The organism is Saccharopolyspora sp. NPDC047091 (assembly GCF_040643635.1).
GTDB lineage: Bacteria > Actinomycetota > Actinomycetes > Mycobacteriales > Pseudonocardiaceae > Saccharopolyspora_C.
Genome location: NZ_JBEYUS010000036.1, coordinates 21,290 through 41,332, shown reverse-complemented (window position 1 = coordinate 41,332; position 20,043 = coordinate 21,290). Strand labels below are relative to the sequence as shown.

Below are 20,043 nucleotides of genomic sequence, written 5' to 3'. Positions count from 1 at the left end.
ATTACGGCCGTTCCGAGGTGTGGGGAACCGGCGCACCGCCCAATCCGGCCCGGCGAAAGGTCCCACCACCCCGCACCCACGCCCGCGACCGTCGAGCCCGCCGGTTCAGGCCGCATCGGTTGCCCGTCAGCGGCGAAGCCGCTGAGCCGACGACCACCCACGCCACCGGCACCGCAGCGGGTTCTCAGCGGCTTCCTCGCGAGGACAGCGTTTTCGCATGTGGCGGAGCCACCTGCGAAAACGATCCCGCAGCGAGGAAGCCGCTGAGGTTCCGCCACCCGAGCAACAAGCAACAGGAGAGCCGCCAGATTTCAGTCCAGCTGATCGGCCAGTTCCAGCCAACGGGCTTCGACGTCGTCCTTCTCCTGCGACAACGCCCGCAGCTCCGCGTTGAGCCCCTGCAGCCGATCCGGCTCGGTGGCGGCTTCGGCGAGCTTGACGTGCAGGTCCTGCTCCTTCTTGCCGAGCTTGTCGAGCTGGCGCTCCAGCTTGGCGAGGTCCTTGCGCGCGGCCCGCTCCTGCGCCCCGGAGAGCTTGTGCTCCTTGGCGGCGGCGGAGTCGACGGCCTGCTTGCCGACGGATTCCTCCGCTTCGAGCAGCGAGCTGCGCCGCCGCAGGTACTCCTCGATGCCGCCGACGAGGTCGCTGAGCTTCCCGTCGCCGAACAGGGCGACGACCCGGTCGCACACCCGCTCCACCAGGTACCGGTCGTGCGAGACGACGACGAGCGTGCCGGGCCAGCCGTCGAGGAGGTCCTCGAGCTGCTGCAGGGTGTCGATGTCCAGGTCGTTCGTGGGTTCGTCGAGCACCAGCACGTTCGGCTCGCCCATCAGCAGCCGGGCGAGCTGGAGCCTGCGCCGTTCCCCGCCGGAGAGGTCGCCGACGGGCGTCCACTGCCGCCCCTTGCCGAACCCGAAGCGCTCCCCCAGCTGGGAGGCGGTGAGCTCGTACTTGCCGAGCTGCACGCGTTCGGCCACGTCCTCGATGGCTTCGAGCACCCGCCAGTCGCCGGGCAGGTCGTGCAGTTCCTGCGTGAGGTGGGCGAGCCGCACGGTCGCGCCGACCTTGCGGGTGCCCGCGTCCGGTTCGCGTTCGCCCGCGATCAGCCGCAACAGCGTGGTCTTGCCGGAGCCGTTGACGCCGACGACGCCGATCCGGTCGCCGGGCCCGACCTGCCAGGTCACGTCGTGCAGCAGGGTGCGGTCGCCGATCCGCAGGTCCACGTCCTCCAGCTCGACGACCGTCTTGCCGAGCCGCCGCTTCGCGAAGCTGACCAGTTCGACGGTGTCGCGCGGTGGCGGGACGTCGGAGATCAGCGCTTCGGCGGCCTCCACCCGGTAGCGGGGCTTGGAGGTGCGGGCCTTCGCGCCGCGCTGCAGCCAGGCGAGTTCCTTGCGGGCGAGGTTCTGCCGCTTCTCCTCGGCCTGCTGGGCGAGCCTGCCGCGCTCGGCGCGGGCGTAGATCCAGTCGGCGTAGCCGCCTTCGTACTGCTCCACCTTGCCCTGGGTGACCTCCCAGGTTCGGTTGCAGACGGTGTCCAGGAACCAGCGGTCGTGCGTGACGATGACGAGCGCGCAGCGGCGGGCCAGCAGGTGGTCGGCGAGCCAGCGCACCCCTTCCACGTCGAGGTGGTTCGTCGGCTCGTCCAGCACCAGCAGGTCGAGGTCGCGCACCAGCGCGGCGGCCAGCGCGACCCGGCGGCGTTCCCCGCCGGAGAAGTCGGCGACGGGCGTGTCGAGGCCGAGCCGGGTCATGCCGAGCCCGGTGAGCACCGAGCGGACCCGCGCGTCGGCGGCCCACTCGTGCTCGGCGGTGAACCCGTGCGGGTCGAGCACGGCGTTGCGCACGGTCGACCCGGGCGGGAGTTCGGTGCGCTGGGTGACGACGGCCATCCGCAGGTCGCGGGACTGGCTGACGCGGCCGGAGTCGGGCTCTTCGGTGCCGGACAGCACTTCCAGCAGCGTCGTCTTGCCGCCGCCGTTGAGGCCGACGACCCCGATGCGTTCGCCTTCGCCGACACCGAGGGACACGCCGTCCAGCAGCGGTCGCACTCCGTAGCTCTTGCTCACCGATTCGAGGTTGATCAGGTTCGCCATCGGGGGTGTGGATCTCCAGAGGAACAGAGGAACGTGAGGGGTGGGTCAGGCGTGGACCTGCGGCGGGGTGGGCCGGTCGGCGCGGTCGTCGCCGACGACCCGCGCGCCGGGCACCGGGCCCTGCGCGACCCGCACGGTGCGGCACACGCCCGCGCCGGACAGCTCGGCGGCCACCCGGACCGCCGCGTCGTTGTCGGTGCACAGGAACGCGCAGGTCGGCCCGGAACCGGACACGATCCCGGCGAGCGCGCCCGCCTCCACGCCGGCGCGCAGCGTGCGGCGCAGGTTCGGCCGCAGCGACACGGCCGCGGACTGCAGGTCGTTGCCCAGCAGCAGCGCCAGCTGCCGCGGATCGCCGGAGGCCAGCGCCTCCAGCAGCGGTTCGACTTCGCCGACGCGGTGCGGGCCGGTGTCGCCGCGCAGCCGGTCCAGCTCGGCGTACACGCCGGGGGTCTCCAGGCCGCGCCGGTCCAGCGCGATCACCCAGTGGAAGGTGTGCCTGGCCAGCACCGGGACCAGCCGCTCCCCGCGACCGGTGCCGAGCGCGGTCCCGCCCAGCAGCGAGAACGGCACGTCGCTGCCGATCTTCGCGGCGATGTCGGCGAGGTCGTCCCGGCCGATCTCCAGCCGCCACAGCGTGTTCAGCGCCAGCAGCGCGGCGGCCGCGTCGGCACTGCCGCCCGCCATGCCGCCCGCGACCGGGATGCCTTTGCGGATGGTCAGCTGCACGCCCGGTTCCTCCGGGTCGCGCCCGGAGTGCTCGGCGAGGAGCTGCACGGCCCGCCACGCGAGGTTGCTCGGCCCGGTCGGGACCGAGTCGGCGCCTTCGCCGTGCACCTCGATGCCGGGTTCGTCGGCGGTGCGGACCGTCACCTCGTCGGTGAGCGAGAGCGCTTGGAAGACGGTGACCAGCTCGTGGTAGCCGTCCGGGCGGGTATCGCCGACCGACAGGTGCAGGTTCACCTTGGCCGGGACACGCACGGTGATGGGGGTGGGTACCACGGAGAGCACCCCTAGAGCGTACGTGTCCGCGCGAGCCCGGTGCCGCCCCAGCACCCGACTTCACAGCGGAACCTCCGCGCACCCGGCCGGAACTCCCGGCCGGGCGACGCCCCCGCCACCAGGTGGATCTTCATCTGCCCCGGCCCGGACGCACCGCGGCCCCCGCACGTCCGCGCGGGGGCCGCCGATCCGGGATCGATCAGGAAGCGGGGATCACCGAGATGCCGCCGTAGGTCTTGGTGATGAAGTCCTTGACCTCCGGGGAGCGCAGCAGCTCCGCCAGCTTCTGCACCCGCGGGTCCTTCGCCATCGCGGGCGAGGCGACGAGGCCGTTGGCGTACGGGTTGTTCTCCGCGCTCTCCACCGCGATCGGGTCCTTCAGCCCGGCCTTGAGCGCATAGTTGCCGTTCACGATCGCCGCGTCGACGTCGTCGACCGAGCGGGGCAGCTGGTCGCTGGAGAGCTCCTGGAACCGGATGTTCTTCGGGTTCTCCGCCACGTCGCGCACCCCGGCGCCCTGCTCTGCGCCCGGCTTCAGCTTGATGACTCCGTTGTTCTGCAGCAGTTCCAGGCTGCGGGTCTGGTTCGACGGGTCGTTGGGCAGCGCGATCCGCGCCCCGTTCGGCAGCTCCTGGAGGGACTTCACCTTCTTGGAGTAGACCGACAGCGGTTCGAGGTGCACCGTCTGCACCCATTCGAACTCACCGCCGCGCTGCGCCTGGTACTCCGCCAGGTACGGCTTGTGCTGGTAGTAGTTCGCGTCCAGCTCGCCGTTGGCGACGGCCTCGTTGGGCCGGTTGTAGTCGTCGAACTTCTCGATCTCGATCTCGATGCCGGCCTGCTCGGCGAGGTGGTCCTTGACGAACTGGAGGATCTCGCCGTGCGGCTGCGGGCTGACGCCGATGGTCAGCGGGGCCTCGGGGTCCTGCGCGGCGGGCGTGCCGGAGGCGCCGCAACCGGCCAGTGCCAGCGTCGCAGCGGTGAGCACCACGGCCAGGGAGCGAAAACGCATCGATCGCGTCCTTTCTGGAGGGCCGACCGGTGACGTGCACCGGCGGCCGGCGGGGATCGCACGTCCCCGCCGTCGGAGTGTTCCTGGTGAGCTGCGGGCCTAGCCGGTCGCGCTGCGGCGGCGGTCCACTGCTTTGGCGGTGATGTCGGTGAGCAGCTGCATGGCGAAGGCCAGCACGGCCAGCACCACCACCGAGCCGTACAGCACGCGCTCGTCGTACGCCTGGTAGCCGTCCTGGATGGCGGTGGTCCCCAGCCCGCCACCGCCGATGGCGCCGGCCATCGCCGCGTAGCCGATGAGCGCGACGGCGGTGACGCCGACGGCCCCGACCAGCGCGGCGCGGGCCTCGCCGAGCAGCACGGTCCACACGATCCGCCACCGGCTCGAACCGGTGGTGATCGCGGCTTCGACGACGGTGAAGCTCACTTCCCGCAACGCGTTCTGCGTCAACCGCGCGAAGAACGGCACGGCGCCGACGACCAGCGGGACGATCACCGCGGTGCTGCCGATGGACGTGCCCACCAACAACCTGGTGAAGGAGGCCAGCACCACCAGCAGCACCACGAACGGCACGGACCGCACCACGTCGACGACCACACCGAGGATCCGGTGCAGCGTCGGACGCGGGCTGAGCCCGACCGGAGAACTCAGGTGCAGGAACACGCCCAGCGGCAGTCCACCGAGGACCGCCAGCAGCGTCGAGACCAGCACCATGTAGAGCGTTTCGGCGGTGGCACCGCCGAGCAGCTCCGCTACTTCCGCCCAAGGGGTCGGATCACTCACGCCGCGACTCCATCAACACTGACCGGGGTGCGCCGCACGTGCGCGTCCCGGTCGACCATCCACTTCAGGGCCGACTCGGACCGCTCACCGGCGAGTCCGATGCGGAACTTCGCCACCGGGGTGTCGCCGAGCCGGGTGAGCCCGCCGCCGAGGATGGACAGCTCCACCCCGAACCGGCTCGCGGCCTCGGGCAGCAGCGCGCCGACGGCGGCGAAGCCGACGAGGACCACTTCGGCGACCACGTCGTGGCGCACCCCGGGCACGACCGGTGCCTGGTCGGTCTCGGGCAGCAGGCTGGTGCTGACCCGGCTGCCGGGTTCGGCGACGAGGTCGAGCACCTTGCCGTGCTCGACGAGCTTGCCGCCTTCGAGCACCGCCACGTCGTCGGCGATGCGCCGCACCACGCCCATGTCGTGGGTGACCACCAGAACGGTGACGCCCAGTTCGGAGCGGGCCCGGTCCAGCACGGTGAGCACCGAGTCGGTGGTGCCCGGGTCCAGCGCCGAGGTCGGCTCGTCGGCCAGCAGCACCGAGGGCTTGGCGGCCAGCGCGCGGGCGACCGCGATGCGCTGCCGCTGCCCGCCGGAGAGCCGGTCCGGGTAGATCGGCGCCTTCTCGGTGAGCCCCACCAGGTCGAGCAGTTCGGCGACGCGGCTGCGGCGCTGCGGCGCGGGCATCCCGGCGGCTTCCAGCGGGAGCGCCACGTTGCCCGCGGCGGTGCGCTGCCGCAGCAGCGAGTCGCCCTGGGGAACGACGCCGATGTGGCGGCGGGCGGCGCGCAGCGCGGCGCCTTCGAGGGAGACGAGGTCGGTGCCGTCGACGCGGATGGCGCCGCGGTCCGGCTTCTCCAGCAGGGCGATGCACCGGGCGAGGGTGGACTTGCCCGCGCCGCTGGGTCCGACGACGCCGAGCACGGCGCCCGCCGGGACCTCCAGCGACACGTCGTCGAGGGCGACGACGTCGGACCGGTCGGACTGGTCGGGCCGGAAGGACTTGGTGAGGTTCTCGACTGTGATCACGATCGCGCTCCGCATCAGCTCACGCCGACCTGCGGACATGCCGCGGCCGGGCGGGGAGGAACAGAAGGGCCTGGTGGGGCGGTGACGACTGGGGCCGTCAGCCGGCGAGGCGACAGGCCGTCGTGGTGCGGCGTCCGTGATCGATAACCCGGCGCTGGGTCAACGCGAGCCCGTGCGGACCGGAGCCGACGCGAGCGCGACCACCGCGGGCCCGCCTGCGGCTGGACCGGGGCGCACGTTCACCTGCGAGCAGAGTTTCAGACACCACAACTCCATCGACCCTGGCGTTAGCACCTGCTCCGGTGGAGTGGTTGCTGCGGCGTCGTGGAGCCAGGTCTCTCAGCCGCTCGGGATGGATTTCCCGAATAGTAGAACGCAGCGGCGTCGGGAGGCGCAAGCCAAAAGCCGTCACTATGTGGAATCGTTTGACAAATCACATCCCCCTACTGAGCAGGAGACATGTCTGGTCGTGAATATTCCAGTGACCTTATGTGAGCAGCGCTACGGTTTTCCGCCTGGACGGAGCAACGCGACCCCCGAGGGTGCGACGCAGCGGAACGTCAGCGCGCCGATCCCGCGCCCGCCTCGGCCACCCGGGCGAAATCGGCCACCGTGAGCTGCTCGCCGCGCGCCGACGGGTCCACCCCGGCCGCCCGCAGCACCTCCTCGGCGCGCGCCGCCGAACCGGCCCAGCCGGACAGCGCCGCCCGCAAGGTCTTGCGCCGCTGCGCGAACGCCGCGTCCACCGCCGCGAACACCTGCGCCCGGGGCGCCGCCGACGGCGGGTCCACCCGGGAGAAGGACACCAGCCCGGAATCCACGTTCGGCACCGGCCAGAACACGTTGCGCGGCACCGGACCCGCGCGCCGGACGTCGGCGAACCACGCGGCCTTCACGCTCGGCACCCCGTAGGTGCGGCCGCCCGGCTTCGCGGCCAGCCGGTCGGCGACCTCGGACTGCACCATCACCAGACCGGTGCGCAGCGACGGCAGCTCCGCCAGCAGGTGCAGCACCACCGGCACCGCCACGTTGTACGGCAGGTTCGCGACCAGCGCGGTCGGCTGCGGCTCGGCGAAGTCGGCGGCCCGCACCCGCAGCGCGTCGGCGGGCAGCACCCGCAACCGGTCCCGCAGTTCGGGGGCGAATTCGGCGGCGGTGCGCGGCAACCGCTCGGCGAGCACCGGGTCGATCTCCACCGCCACCACTCCGGCGGACTCCGGCAGCAGCGCCAAGGTCAGCGAGCCCAGCCCGGGACCGACCTCCAGCACCACGTCCTCCGCGGTGAGACCGGCCGCCCCGACGATGCGGCGCACCGTGTTCGAGTCGTGCACGAAGTTCTGGCCGAGCCGTTTCGTCGGCCGGATCCCGAGTTCCCCCGCCAGCCGGCGAACATCGGCCGGCCCGAGCAACCGCGCCTGGTTCGCGTGCTGTTCCACGAGGTCAAAGCTACCCGCGCCCGCTTCCCGCACCGCGCCCGCCCTCCCCCGCGCTGATCAGGGCCGCGCCGATCAGGGCCGCGAACGCGAACGACCGGTCACCGGCACGAGGCCGATGACCGGTCGGGGAACGCGGAGGTCGCCGCTCAGCCGAGGCCGAGCTTCGAGGAGCAACCCGGCCAGGCGCCGTAGCTGCCGCCGCGGGCGTCGCGCACCTTGGTGGCCACCGAGATCTGCTGCTCCCGGCTCGCCTGGTGCGGGTAGGCCGCGTACTGGTCGCCGCCGTAGGCGTCCCAGGTGCTCTTGTCGAACTGGAGGCCGCCGTAGTAGCCGTTGCCGCTGTTGATCGACCAGTTGCCGCCGGCCTCGCACTGCACCAACTTGTCCCAGACGGCGCTGTTCGGCGGCTGCTTGGTGCCGACGCGGACGACCTTCTCGGTCGGCTCCTTGGTGATCTTCTCGCCGACCGCTTCGCGACCGGTCTCCTCGCCGTTGCGAGTGCTCACCCGGGTGAAGACGATCTTCTCGCCGGGCGTGCCCGGGTTCTCGACCTTCTCCTCGCCCTTGAGCATGGAGTCGTCTTCGATCTCCTTGACCGGCGGCTCGATCGGCACGGTCACGTTGACCACGGTGCTGCCGGTGCGATCGATCTGCACCGTGGCACCGCTGGTGATCTTCTGGTCGCCGCCGGGGGTGATGTGGTCTTCCGGCCCGAGCTGGAGGTTCTGCTCCTTGACCAGCTCGTCGACGGTCACCGCGGTCGTCGTCAGCTGCCGGGGCTCGCCCGCGCCGTCGGTGATCGTGATGTCCTTGGCGGTCTTGACCACCAGGTCCATGCCCTGCTCGGGCACCGCCATGCTGCGCGCGCTGGAGACCCAGGCGCCGTCGTCGACGACGCCGAGCTGGCGCAGCGCCTGGCCGACGGTCACCGACCGGACCCATTCCTCGCGCTGCTCGCCGTCGACCGTCATCTTCAGCAGCCGGCCGCGGTCGAGGGTGATCGTGTCGTTGTGCCCGACCTTGGACTGCGGGGAGGGGCTCAGCGCGTCGTGCTCGCCGATGTTGATGCCCTCGTCCTCGAGGACCTCGCCGACGGTCGACTCGTAGGTGTTGACCTGGCGTTCCTTGCCGTCGATCTCGACGGTGACGGACTTGTCCATCGCGGCGGCGGCGCCGCCGGTGCCGGTCAGGGTGAGGATGACCGCGGCGACCGCGCCCTTGAGGAAGCGCTGCTTCCACGAGGTGATCGCCTCGACGACCTCCGCGGAGGGCTGCGCCTGCGGTTCGCCGAGCTCCTCGGGCAGGACCAGCGGCGGCATGACCACGGTCTCTGCGTTGATGAGGCGGATGAGCTCGTCGACGTCGATGTCGGCCGTCGCGAGCATCTCGTCGGCCTGCGGGCCGAGCGCCTCGAGCACGTCGTCCGGCGTGATCTCCAACGCGCCGGGCGGGAAGCTCGGGTGGTCCTGGGCCGGGTACCGGCCGCTGATGGGGGCGAAGGACTGCTCCGCCGTGATCTCCGCGTCGCTCTCGCGATCGAGCAGACCGACCGCGGTCTGCTGCTGCGGGCTCACGGGGCTGAACCAGTCCGTGGAGGGCTCGAAGGAATCGGCCCAATAGCCGTGGTCTCGGCCTGCGCCACCCAGCTGCTCATCGCTGCGGGTGGAGCTGGCGTGGGCACCGGGGATGCCGCGTCCGTTCACAGGGTCGCTACCTCTCGAAAGCGAGAAGCCGTCCGCGCGCCGGTGACCATGGGGAGTTCGCCGAGCATGTCCGGTTCGAACTCCTTCACCTGCCGCTGCGCGACTTCGTGCTTCGTTTCCGTATCCGACTCCCGTAGCCAAGCGCCATTCAGCCGATACCTGATGCGAACCGGTCTCGTTCCCAGCTCGATCGGTGGCACCGACTTCCCCGACGTACCCGGCGGCGACTAGCGGGCGTTTCCGTGACTTCGTTGTCATCGGTTACGAGGCCGAGACTCTAGCGTGATCCAGCGGGCGCGCCAAGGGGCCACCCGGCGGTGTGAGCTGGGTTACGCCGGTTTGCCGCGCAACCGCGCACCGTCCGTGATCGGATCGGGCGATCCACTGCGATCCGGTCCTCATTTTTCCAGCCGCGCCGCGGTTTCTCCGGCGTTCGACGAAATCGATCAGGATGTCCCTTGTGGACGGTGTGATCGCCGCTGGTGAGCGGATCACCGAACCGCGGAGCAGCGGTTCCGGTTCACCCGCCGCACCGGCGGGTGGGGGTCGGGCGACGGGAGAGCGCGATCATCTCCCGCCGCCCGCGCCGAGGCCGACGGCGGACCGTCGGACGCGCTGGGTGATGAGGAACCCCACTTCCTCACACTCTCGGGCGATCTCCGCGGACCTCCCCGTTCAGCCGCAGTTCCCAGCACCGTTCAGAGCAGTACCACGCACCGCCGGTCGCCGGAGTCGCACGGCGGATCTCGTCCGTCCTCCCGCGGTCGGCGGTGCCGATGAACTGAGAACCGCCCGAGCCACCGGCACCGCCGCGGGGTCTCAGCGGTTCCCCCGCGAGGACGGCGGCGGCAGCCTGCGACAGCGACCCCGCGGCGAGGGGTTCACCGAGGTTCCCCCTCGCCGACGAGCCGAGACGTCAACGCGGCAGGCCGAGCTTGCCGGCGCAGGAGGGCCAGGCTCCGTATCCACCCCGGTCGTCGCGCAGCGCGCTCGCCACCGCGATCTGCTGCTCGCGCGAGGCGCGGTGCGGGTAGCGGGCGTAGTCGCCGCCGCCGTAGGCCGCCCAGGTGCTGCGGTCGAACTGGAGCCCGCCGTAGTAGCCGTTCCCGCTGTTGGTGGCCCAGTTGCCACCGGATTCGCACTGCGCCAGCCGGTCCCACACCGGCCCGGTGCGGGCTTCTCCGGCGTCGTCGCTCCGCTCGGGGGCGGGAGCCGCGGTCGCGAGCGGCGCGCCGCACAGCGTGATCGCGGCGGCGATTCCGATCCTGGTGATGCCACGGATGCGCATACAGGTCCTGACTGCCGTACCTCCGGGCAGCGGCCCCGGCGCAGGCCGCAGACCTGTCGAGTCCACTGTGGCCGATCGCCGAGCGGGGCCGCCCCCGGCTTCCGCAGTGGACGCTAGGTCGCCGGATCGCGGTCGCAACTCCGTGCGGGCGCCCCGCTCGGCGGCGGGACACGCTCAGTCAGCGCAGGTCAGCCGCGTTCAACCTGATCGAGGCGGAAGATCCGCTCGGCAGTGGCGGTCGTCGCCACTGCGAGTTCCGCCAGATCGGCTCCGCGCAGCTCGGCGAGCTCCCGAAGGGTGTAATTGGCGCAGTAGGACTCGTTCGGCCGCCCGCGGAACGGGTGCGGGGTGAGGAACGGCGCGTCCGTCTCCACCAGCATCTGCTCCACCGGCACCAGCCGGGCCGCTTCGCGCAGACCGGCGGCGTTGGCGTTCCGGAAGGTCGCGGTGCCCGCGAACGAGAGCACGTAGCCGCGGTCCACGCAGGCGCGGGCGAATTCGGCGTCCCCGGAGAAGCAGTGGAAGACCACCGCCTCCGGCGAGCCCTCCTCGGTCAGGATGCGCAGGATGTCCTCGTGCGCGTCCCGGTCGTGGATCATCAGCGGCTTGCCGGTGCGCTTGGCCAGGTCGATGTGCCAGCGGAACGCCTCGTGCTGCGCTTCCGGCGGGGAGAAGTCCCAGTAGTAGTCGAGCCCGGTCTCGCCGATCGCCACGACCCGCGGCCGTTCCGCCAGTTCCGCCAGCACGTCCCTGGCGTCGTCGGTGAGGTCCTTGGCCCGCGTGGGGTGCAGCGCGACCGCGGCGAACACCCGCTCGTCCCAGGTCGCGGCCTCGGCGGCCCAGCGCGCGGCCTCGATGTCGTCGGCGACGGTGATCACCCGGGTGATCCCGGCGGCTTCGGCGCGGTCGACCAGGACGCGCACGTCCTCGGCGGTCTTCGCGCCGCACGCGTCGAGGTGGGTGTGCGCGTCCACCGCGGGCGCGGGCAGCGCCTCCGGCATCGGCGGCCGTTCCTTCTTGTCCTTCTTGCTCACCGTCATACCCCTCGGTCGGTCGTGCCACGGCGAGCCTACGGTTCGCGCGGGGCCCGACCGGACGGGGTCATTCCAGGTCGGCGCGCAGGAAGGACACGTTGTACGGCCGCCACTGCGTCATCGTGAAGTACACCGCGGGCCGGTCCGCGGCCCACGGGTGCTGGAACCCGCCGTAGAGCGCCGGGAACCGGGAGCCCGCGGCCAGCACCCGTCCCGGCGACCACGGTCCGGTGAGCCGGTCGGCGGTGCGCAGCACGATCGCGGCCCGCCGCTCGTCGAGGTGCACCGCGAACCACTGGCCGAAGTGCGTGTTGAACTGCACGGACAGCTCGGCGACGGGGGCGGCGAGCACCGGCAGCGCCTCCCGCGGGTCCGCGGCCCAGCCGCGCGCGGTCCAGTACCGGTAAGCGGCCGGGTCGAGCAGGTCGTCCGGGCCGACCCGCGCGAGGTGCCCGGCGCCGAACCGCCCGCTCGGCGTGCCGAGCAGGTGCACCCGGCCGTCGACGACGCCCGCGAACGCGAGCTGCTGGAACGGATGCCCGCCCTGGTCGCGGCGGCGGAACCGGCGCAGGAACGGCTGCCGGTCGTTGCGCCACACCGCCGTCTCCGACTTCGTCCACGTGCGGCCGCCGTCGTCGGAGTAGGCCAGCGCCCCGTAGTTCGTGTGCCACGAACCGGGGACTCCCCAGCGTCGCACCGACATGTAGTGCAGGTGGTTCCGCCCGCCGACGGCGATGCCCGCGGTCGGGATCACGGTGTGCTCGCGGACGCCGGTGCGGTCGCCGGGCAGGAACTGGGCCGCGCACCCGTCGTCCCGGCGCACCACCCAGTCCAGGTCGAGGCCCGCGTCGAGGTCGGTGCCGGTGCTGCGGGCGAGCACGTTGCACCGCCAGTCCGCGTGCTTCGGCCCGGCGCCGTTGCCGCCCCAGCGCTCGCCGTAGGTGTCGCCGAACGCGGCCAGCACCCCGCCGCGCCCGTCGTCCCACAGCACGCCGAGATCGGTCGCCAGCACGCCCGCACCCGCGTTCCCCGACTCCGCGCCGGTGATCGCCGCCAGCCTGGTCGTCCTGGTCACCCGCACCATGGGCGCACGGTAGCGCCGCTCCCGGTCCCGCCGCCCGCTCCGAACGCCCCCGGCACGTCCTCTCCACCGGTGGTGAAGCCGCTCAGCCGCCGACCACCTGCTCCACCGGACCACCCGTCCGCGTCACGAGGGCGGCGACGTCCCCGGTGGCGGAGCCGCCGCGGCGAGGAGGGCGCTGCGGTTTCCGCAGCCCGTCCCCCTCGCATCAGGACACCGAGCGCCGCCGGCTCACTGCCGGGCGGCGAGGACCGCGGTGTAGAGCTCGTTCTTGCGAGCCCCGTTGAGCTCCGCGACCTCGGCGACGGCGTCCTTGAGCCGCATGCCGTCGGCGGCGCGCTCCTCGACCTGCGGGACGAGGTCGGCCGGGTCCTGGGACACCGGGGCCGCTCCCCCGATCACCACGGTGATCTCGCCGCGCACCTCGCCGCCCGCCCACGCGGCGAGCGAGCCCAGGTCGCCGCGGCGCACCTCCTCGTAGGTCTTGGTCAGCTCGCGGCACACCACCGCCGCCCGGTCGGGGCCGAGCACCGCGACGGCGTCCGCGAGGGTGTCCGCGAGCCGCCGCGGCGATTCGAAGAACACGCAGGTCCGCTGTTCGGCGAACAGCCGCCCGAACCAGCGGCGCCGCTCCCCCGATTTGCGCGGCGGGAACCCCTCGAAGCAGAACCGGTCCGACGGCAGCCCGGACACGGCGAGCGCCGTCGTCACCGCGGACGGACCCGGCAGGCAGGTCACCGGCAGCCCTTCGGCCGCGCACGCCGACACCAGCCGGTAGCCGGGGTCGGACACGCTCGGCATCCCGGCGTCGGTCACCAGCAGCACGTCCTGGCCGTCCCGCAGCGATTCCAGCAGCCGCGGGGTGCGTGCCGCCTCCACGTCCTCGTAGTAGCTGACGATCTTCCCGGCCGGGGCGACGCCGAGCGAAGTCGCCAGCGCACGCACCCGGCGGGTGTCCTCCGCGGCGATGATCGCGGCCGAGCCGAGCGCGTCGACCAACCGGGCGGACGCGTCGCGGGCATCACCGAGCGGGGTCGCGGCGAGCACCAACGTGCCCGATCCGGATTCGAGGTCCATGAGCCCAACCCTACGATTCAGGTGTGAGCGTGCTCGTGCCGAACTCCACCGGCGGCCAGGCCGAGAACATGGTCGAACCCGGTCAGACTCCGCCCGCCGCCGAACCCGGTTCCTGGGACGCCGCGGCGCTGCTCGCACCGAAGATGCCGTCCGACCGGCTGCGCGGCTGGATCGTGACGCTGGTGATCGGGCTGATCGCCGGGGTGGTGCGGGTCTGGGACCTGGGCCGGGCCACCGACAAGGGGACGCCGGTCTTCGACGAGAAGTACTACGCGATCCAGGCGTGGCAGATGCTGCGCAACGGCGGCTACGAGGACAACCCCGGCTACGAGGTCGTGGCGCACCCGCCGGTCGGCAAGCAGCTGATCGCGATCGGCGAGTGGCTGTTCGGGTACAGCCCGTGGAGCTGGCGGATCTCGGCGGCGGTGGCAGGCACGATCATGGTGGTGCTGCTGGTGCGCATCGCCCGCAGGCTCACCCGTTCCACGCTGCTCGGTGCGCTCGCCGGGATCCTGCTGATCTGCGACGGGCTCAGCCACGTGCAGTCGCGGGTCGGGATGCTGGACATCTTCCAGGCGCTGTTCGTGCTGGCCGCGTTCGCGCTGCTGCTGGTGGACCGCGATCAGATGCGGGAGCGGCTGGCGGTGGTCGTCGCCGAAGGCCGCATCGGGGCCAGCCGGTGGGGACCGCGGATGGGCTTCCGCTGGTGGCGGTTCGCGGCGGGCGTCTCGCTGGGGCTGACCTGCGGGGTGAAGTGGAACGGCATCTACTACATCATGGCGTTCGGCCTGCTCAGCGTGCTGTGGGACGCGTTGGCGCGGCGGACCGCGGGGGTGCGGCGGCCGTGGGTGGGCGCGCTGGTGCGGGACACGGTGCCCGCGCTGGGTTCGCTGCTGGTGCTGCCGCTGGCGGTGTACTTCGCGACCTGGGCGAACTGGTTCGCGAGCGAGACCGCGACCGACCGGAACGCGGCGATCATCTCCTCGGACGTGGGGATGGGGTTCCTGCCGGATCCGCTGCGGTCGCTGCTGTACTACCAGCTGAACGTGCTGGACTTCCACACGCACTTGACCACCGGGAACCACCCGCACCCGTGGGAGTCGAAGCCGTGGGCGTGGCCGATGGGCATGCGGCCGATGCTCTACTACTACGAGTCCGGGCTGCCCGGCTGCGGCGGGTCGAACTGCGTGCAGGCGACGATGCTGCTGGGCACGCCCGCGATGTGGTGGCTCGCGCTGCCGGTGGCGGCCTGGTCGGTGTGGCGGGCGGCGAGCCGGCTGGACTGGCGCTACACCGCGGTGCTGGTGGGCTACGCCGCCGGGTACCTGCCGTGGTTCGTGAACCTGGACCGGCAGATGTACTACTTCTACGCCACACCGATGGCGCCGTTCCTGGTGCTGGGGATCGTGCTGGTGCTGGGCGAGGTGCTCGGCTCGGCGCGGGAGCACACCGAGCGGCGCAAGACGGGGCTGCTGCTGGTGGCGCTGTACGTGGGACTGGTGGTCGCGAACTTCGCGTGGCTGTGGCCGATCTTGAACGGGGAGCCGATCACGCAGGAGCACTGGCAGGCCGAGTTGTGGCTGCCGTCCTGGCGGTGACCGCGCCGCGGTGGACGTCCCGCCCGGTCGAGCGGGACGTCCAGCCGGTCAGGCCAGTTCGGCGAGGGTGCTGCGCAGGGCGCCGACCGCTTCGCTGATCTCCTCCGCGGTCACCGACAGCGCCGGGCGGAACCGCAGCGAGTCCGGGCCGGAGGGCAGGAACAGCGTGCGGTGCCGGTCCCGGGCGGTCGCGATCGCCGCGTCGCGCAGCGCCGGGTCGCGGAAGCTCACCGCGCACATCAGCCCGCGCCCGCGCGCGGAGCCGATCAGCTGCGGGAACTCGGCGGCGAGCGCGCCCAGCTCGCCGAGCAGCAGCTCGCCCATCCGGCGGGCGTGGTCGAACAGCCCGTCCCGCTCGGCGACCTCCAGGATCTTGGTGGCCCGGACCATGTCGACCAGCGATCCGCCCCAGGTGGAGCTGATCCGGCTGGGTTCGCGGAAGGCGTTGTCGGCGACGTCGAGCACCCGGCGCCCGCCGAGCACGCCGCACACCTGCATGCGCTTGCCGAACGCCACCAGGTCCGGGGCCAGGCCGAGTTCCTGGTGCGCCCAGATCGAGCCGGTCAGCCCGCCGCACTGCACTTCGTCGGCGACGGTGAGCACGTCGTGCTCGCCGCACAGCTCCTGCACCGCGGTGAGGAAGTGGGGCCGCAGGTGCCGGTCGCCGCCCTCGCCCTGGATGGGTTCGTAGACGAAGCAGGCGATCTCGTGGCCGTAGCGGCGCAGCGCGGCCTCGGCGGCGTCCAGCGCGGTCCGCTCCTCCGGCAGCAGTTCCGGCTCGTCCCAGCGCGGCCCGGGCTCGATGGCGGGGCTGGGGATGCGCGGCCAGTCGAACATCGGGTAGTCGCGGATCTTGACCGGGTCGGTGTTGGTGAGCGACAGGGTGTACCCGCTGCGGCCGTGGAACGCCCGTTCCAGGTGCAGCACCCGGCTGCCGCGGACGGCGACGCCGCGGCTCGCGTTGTGCTTGGTCTTCCAGTCGAAGGCGACCTTGAGCGCGTTCTCCACGGCGAGCGTGCCGCCCTCGATGAGGAACAGCAGCGGCAGCTCCGGCACGCCCGCGACGCGGCGGAACGTCTCGGCGAAGCGGGCCTGCTCGACGGTGGCGAAGTCGGGGTTGGCCGGCTTGACCCGCGCGGTCCGCAGCAGCGCCGCCTCGAACTCGGGGTCCCGCAGGTCGGGGTGGCCGTGGCCGAGCGGGGCGGAGCTGAAGAACATGGTCATGTCGAGGTATTCGGTGCCGTCGCGCAGGTCGCGCAGGCGGCAGCCGTGCCCGGAGTCGAGGTCGACGACGATGTCGAGCAGATCGCCGGTGACCTGCGCGCGCAGCGCCGGAACCGCCTGTCGAGCGTCGATCGTCGTGGTGGGCTGGTCGAGAACGGCTTCCTGCTGTGCGGTCATGTCAGCCTCCTCGTGCGTCGTGCGGTCGCGGTAGCGCCCGTCACTCATCACGAAAATTATGACCAGCATCCTGACGAGATCACAATAATATTTTGATATCCGACCCCTTAACGAAAGATTTTCTTTCGCTCGCAGCGGGGCTCCCGTCCCGGCCCGCGGCGGTCAGCCCTCCACGGTGCGCAGCAGGTCCGCGAGCCCACCGGCCAGCGACTCCCGCTGCCGCGCGGTCAGCCCGGACAGCAGCGCCTGCTCCGCGGCCATGACCTGCGGGAACACCTCGTCGACGAGGGCTTCGCCCGCGGCGGTGAGGCGCACCCGCGCGCTGCGCCGGTCCCGCTGGTCGGCGGTGCGCTCCAGCAGGCCGCGGTCGGTGAGCTCGCGGAGCCGCTTGGTGGTCGCCGCCCCGGAGGACACGGTGATCTCGTTGAGCCGTCCCGGCGTCACCGCCACGCCGCCGCGGCGCAGCGCGCACAGCAGGTCGAACTCGGCGCGGTTGAGCCCCGCCTCGGCGATCGTCACGTCCAACCGGCGCCGCAGCACCGCGGCCGCCCGCAGCACCCGGCCGATCACGTCCATGCTGGTGGTGTCGACGTCCGGGGTCAGGTCGGCCCACTGCGACCGGGCCGCGTCGATGAGATCCGGTGTTCGCTTCATCTCCCCATCGTTTCACTAGTAAACTACTTTTCCTACACTCGTGGCATGGCCGGAACCGTGCTCACCCGCAACCTGCCCGACGCGTACCGGTTCCGGTTGCACGGTCCGTTCTACTGGCCCGCCGCCCGCACGCTGCTGGCGATGGCCGTCCCGCTGGGCCTGCTGCTGCTCACCGGCCGCCTCGACCTGCTGCCCGCCGCCGTGTTCGGGGCGCTGAGCAGCGTCTACGGGCGCACCGAGCCGTACTACCGGCACGCCAGGACGCTCGGCGCGGTGGCGGCGGGCCTGGTGCTCGCCGTCGCCGCGGGCGAGCTGATCGCGGTGTTCGCGGGTGGCACCCCGGCGCACGAGGTGGTGGCGCTGGCGGCCACCGCGTTCGTCGGAGCCGCGGCCACCGTGATCTGCGCGGCCGTCAAGGTCGGGCCGCCCGGCGGGTTGATCTTCGCATTCGCCACCGGCGCCTGCGCGCACCTGCCGCTGACCGCCGCCGACCTCGGACCGCACCTCGCCGCGGCCGTGCTGTGCGCCGCGTTCGCCTGGACCGTCAACGTCGCCGGAGCCGCCGCCATCGGGCTGACCCCGCAGCGCAGGGCCGCGGCCGCCGCGCTGGACGCCACCGCCGACGCGCTCGCGGCGCGCACCGACCTCGCCGCCCGGGCCGACCTCACCGCGCCCGACCTCGCCGCTAGGCCCGACCTCGCCGCTAGACACAGCGCCGCGGTCGCAGTCGAAGCGGCGTGGCACGGCCTCGCGCTCGTCGGCGAACGGCACCGGGGCACCGGCGAACACCGGGACCTGGTGCGCGCGGTGCACGCCTGCGAACTGCTGCTCGCTCCCGGCGCACCCGAGGTCACCCCCGCCGAGCTGCGGGCCGCCGCCGAGGCCGCCCGGGCGGGCGAACCGCTGCCCGAACTGCACCCGGCGGGCGGGCGCGCCCTCGCCCCGCTGCCCGCCTCCCGCTGGCCGATCATCCGCGACGTGCTGCGCGCCGCCCTCCGGCCGCGCCTCGGCGGGTCGTGGCTGCTCTCGTACGGCCTCCGCGTGTTCACCGCCGCGCTGGTCGCCGGGCTGATAGCCGACCTGCTCGGCTTCGGCCACGCCTACTGGGCTGCCGTGTCCGCGGTGTCGGTGCTGCAGGCCACCAGCACCGCCACCTCCGTCCCGCGGATGCTGCAGCGCGTCACCGGCACCGTCTTCGGCGTGCTCGTCGGCGCCGCCGTGCTCAGCGCACAACCCGCGGTGTGGGTGCTGCTGGTCGTGCTGGTGCTGCTGCAGTGGGGCGCCGAGATGACGGTGACGATCAACTACGGGCTCGGGCTGCTGTTCGCGACGCCGGTGGCGCTGCTGGTCAGCGCGCTCGGCACTCCCGCCGATCCGGCCGCGCTCGCCGCGAACCGGTTCTGGACGACGCTGCTGGGCGCCGCGGTCGCCGTCGCCGCGGCCTGGCTGCTGCCGCACCGCGCCTGGCTGTCCCGGGTGCACACCGCGCTGGCCCGGGTGCGGGCGCTGAGCACCGCCGAGCCCGTCCACCCACCCGCGCTGCGCGGCGCCCTCGTCGAACTGCACGAGGCCTACGAGCAGGCCGCCGGGGAGATCCGGCCCGCGCTGCTGCCCACCGAATCGCTGCTCACCGCCGCGCACGCGGCCTACGCGCGGCTGGACGCCCGCCGCGCCTGATCACCGCCCGAGCCAGGTGCGCAACGCCCACCAGGTGCGGGTGGTGTCCACGACGTGCGAACGCGCCGCCCCCGGCGCGTCGTTCACCCCGATCCCGGTGAGCTCCGCCAGCCGTTCCAGCCGATAGCGCACCGTGTTGACGTGCACGTGCAGGGCGTCCGCCGCCGCCCGCACCCGCCTGCCCCGGTCCAGGTAGCACAGCGCCGTCGCCGCCAGCTCCCGGTGGAACGCGTTGCCCGGGTCGAGCGCACCCAGCACGTCCTCGGCCACGGTGCCCGCCAGCTCCGGCTGCGCGGCCAGCGCCGCCTCCACCGCCAAGTCCGCCACCATCCGCACGCCCCGGTCGCCGGAGGCGGTGGCCACGCCCAGCGCCCGCACGCACAGCGGATACGCCCGGACCGCCGCTTCGAGCGGCACCGCCGGGGAGCACACGAACAGCGCCTCCTCCCCCGGCAGCGGGGACAACCGGCGCGCCAACCCGGCCAACCGGCCCTCCACCAGGCCGAACACCCCGTCGAGGCTGCGCTCCACGCCCTTGGCCAGCACCGGGTCGGTGATCTCGGTGACCACGCAGTGGTAGCGCTCCGCGCGGCTCAACCCGGCGCGCTCCAGCTCGGCCCGGTCCGGCGGATCACCGGCGCCGAACAACCCGCCCAGCACCCGCGCGTGCAGGTCCCAGACCGTGCGGGACAGGTCCAGCTCGGCGGCTCGGTAGCCACCGACGATGTCCCGCTCGGCGGTGGCGACGTAGTGGTCGACGACGACCACCAGTTCCAGGATCACCGCGTCCGCCACGCCCATCCCGCGCGCCAGCTCCACCCCGGCGCGGACCAGCTCGGTGCGACCGGCGTGCACCCCGCGCAGCAGCGAGGAGATCGGCACCCCCTGCAGCGCCCGGTCGGCGCCCAGCGCGCGGGCCACCGACACCTCGCCGTCCGGCTCCCCGCCCCGCTCCAGGTGGGCGGTGCCGTCGGCGAGCAGGGTCGCCACGTGCCTGCGGTTCTCCTCCTCCGGCAGCCGCGCGACGTCCGGCGAGCCGAGCCGGGCGGCCGCGGCGACCCGCGCCACGACCTCCTCGTCGGCGGCCAGCGCGGTCATCACCCGCAGCGCGATCGCGGTCATCCGCTCGTCCATGAGTCCTTCGAGACGTCGTGGTGCCCGTTGTGCCGGGGGCACAACGCG

At 72.7% G+C, this 20,043-nt stretch carries 15 protein-coding genes, 1 pseudogene and 1 riboswitch; of the genes and pseudogenes, 2 read left to right on the top strand and 14 right to left on the bottom strand.

Annotation, left to right across the window (positions count from 1 at the left end; all coding sequences use genetic code 11):
- Positions 1-311 precede the first annotated feature (311 nt).
- The 11 genes and pseudogenes from ABZ805_RS17190 to rsmI all read right to left on the bottom strand — a co-directional run bounded on the left by ABZ805_RS17190 (position 312) and on the right by rsmI (position 13,531).
- Positions 312-2,096 (bottom strand): ABC-F family ATP-binding cassette domain-containing protein, encoded by a 1,785-nt coding sequence (locus ABZ805_RS17190; RefSeq protein ID WP_358440802.1) that lies wholly within the window; start codon positions 2,094-2,096, stop codon positions 312-314.
- 45 nt (positions 2,097-2,141) lie between these two features.
- Positions 2,142-3,098, bottom strand: a complete 957-nt coding sequence (locus ABZ805_RS17185) for a 4-(cytidine 5'-diphospho)-2-C-methyl-D-erythritol kinase (protein ID WP_358440845.1) — start codon at positions 3,096-3,098, stop codon at positions 2,142-2,144.
- Between the two features lie 199 nt (positions 3,099-3,297).
- Positions 3,298-4,110: a MetQ/NlpA family ABC transporter substrate-binding protein gene (locus ABZ805_RS17180; protein WP_358440799.1), complete on the bottom strand. Its 813-nt coding sequence runs from the start codon at positions 4,108-4,110 to the stop codon at positions 3,298-3,300.
- Between the two features lie 99 nt (positions 4,111-4,209).
- Positions 4,210-4,893, bottom strand: coding sequence for an ABC transporter permease subunit (locus tag ABZ805_RS17175; protein WP_358440796.1), 684 nt, complete (start codon positions 4,891-4,893; stop codon positions 4,210-4,212).
- Positions 4,890-5,912 (bottom strand): methionine ABC transporter ATP-binding protein, encoded by a 1,023-nt coding sequence (locus tag ABZ805_RS17170; protein WP_358440794.1) that lies wholly within the window; start codon positions 5,910-5,912, stop codon positions 4,890-4,892. Before ABZ805_RS17170 ends, ABZ805_RS17175 begins: the two co-directional genes overlap by 4 nt.
- A gap of 269 nt (positions 5,913-6,181) precedes the next feature.
- Positions 6,182-6,271: riboswitch (SAM riboswitch) on the bottom strand.
- A gap of 201 nt (positions 6,272-6,472) precedes the next feature.
- Complete coding sequence (gene rsmA / locus ABZ805_RS17165) at positions 6,473-7,348, bottom strand: 16S rRNA (adenine(1518)-N(6)/adenine(1519)-N(6))-dimethyltransferase RsmA (protein WP_358440791.1); 876 nt, start codon at positions 7,346-7,348, stop codon at positions 6,473-6,475.
- Between the two features lie 146 nt (positions 7,349-7,494).
- Positions 7,495-8,922: a transglycosylase family protein gene (locus ABZ805_RS17160; protein WP_358440789.1), complete on the bottom strand. Its 1,428-nt coding sequence runs from the start codon at positions 8,920-8,922 to the stop codon at positions 7,495-7,497.
- A 1,045-nt stretch (positions 8,923-9,967) separates the two neighbouring features.
- Positions 9,968-10,213 (bottom strand): annotated as a pseudogene (locus ABZ805_RS17155) (transglycosylase family protein); the annotation flags it as partial.
- Positions 10,214-10,527: 314 nt separating this feature from the next.
- Positions 10,528-11,340 (bottom strand): TatD family hydrolase, encoded by an 813-nt coding sequence (locus ABZ805_RS17150; RefSeq protein WP_358440842.1) that lies wholly within the window; start codon positions 11,338-11,340, stop codon positions 10,528-10,530.
- 100 nt (positions 11,341-11,440) lie between these two features.
- A complete protein-coding gene (locus ABZ805_RS17145; protein WP_358440786.1) occupies positions 11,441-12,457 on the bottom strand; it encodes a DUF4185 domain-containing protein in 1,017 nt (338 codons plus the stop codon).
- 228 nt (positions 12,458-12,685) lie between these two features.
- Complete coding sequence (gene rsmI / locus ABZ805_RS17140) at positions 12,686-13,531, bottom strand: 16S rRNA (cytidine(1402)-2'-O)-methyltransferase (RefSeq protein ID WP_358440784.1); 846 nt, start codon at positions 13,529-13,531, stop codon at positions 12,686-12,688.
- Between the two features lie 143 nt (positions 13,532-13,674).
- Here rsmI and ABZ805_RS17135 point away from each other — a divergent pair, with 143 nt between their 5' ends.
- A complete protein-coding gene (locus ABZ805_RS17135; protein ID WP_358440840.1) occupies positions 13,675-15,129 on the top strand; it encodes a phospholipid carrier-dependent glycosyltransferase in 1,455 nt (484 codons plus the stop codon).
- 48 nt (positions 15,130-15,177) lie between these two features.
- Here the strand turns inward: ABZ805_RS17135 and lat are convergent, their stop codons facing one another.
- Positions 15,178-16,530 carry an L-lysine 6-transaminase gene (gene lat, locus ABZ805_RS17130; protein ID WP_358440781.1) on the bottom strand — a complete coding sequence of 451 codons (1,353 nt, stop codon included), beginning with the start codon at positions 16,528-16,530 and terminating at the stop codon, positions 15,178-15,180.
- 162 nt (positions 16,531-16,692) lie between these two features.
- Entirely contained in the window at positions 16,693-17,184 is a 492-nt protein-coding gene (locus ABZ805_RS17125; protein WP_358440778.1) for a MarR family transcriptional regulator, read from the bottom strand.
- Between the two features lie 45 nt (positions 17,185-17,229).
- Here ABZ805_RS17125 and ABZ805_RS17120 point away from each other — a divergent pair, with 45 nt between their 5' ends.
- Positions 17,230-18,861 carry an FUSC family protein gene (locus ABZ805_RS17120; RefSeq protein ID WP_358440775.1) on the top strand — a complete coding sequence of 544 codons (1,632 nt, stop codon included), beginning with the start codon at positions 17,230-17,232 and terminating at the stop codon, positions 18,859-18,861.
- On the opposite strand, the gene ABZ805_RS17115 is transcribed toward ABZ805_RS17120, so the two are convergent.
- Positions 18,862-19,995, bottom strand: a complete 1,134-nt coding sequence (locus ABZ805_RS17115) for a helix-turn-helix domain-containing protein (RefSeq protein ID WP_358440772.1) — start codon at positions 19,993-19,995, stop codon at positions 18,862-18,864.
- Positions 19,996-20,043 lie beyond the last annotated feature (48 nt).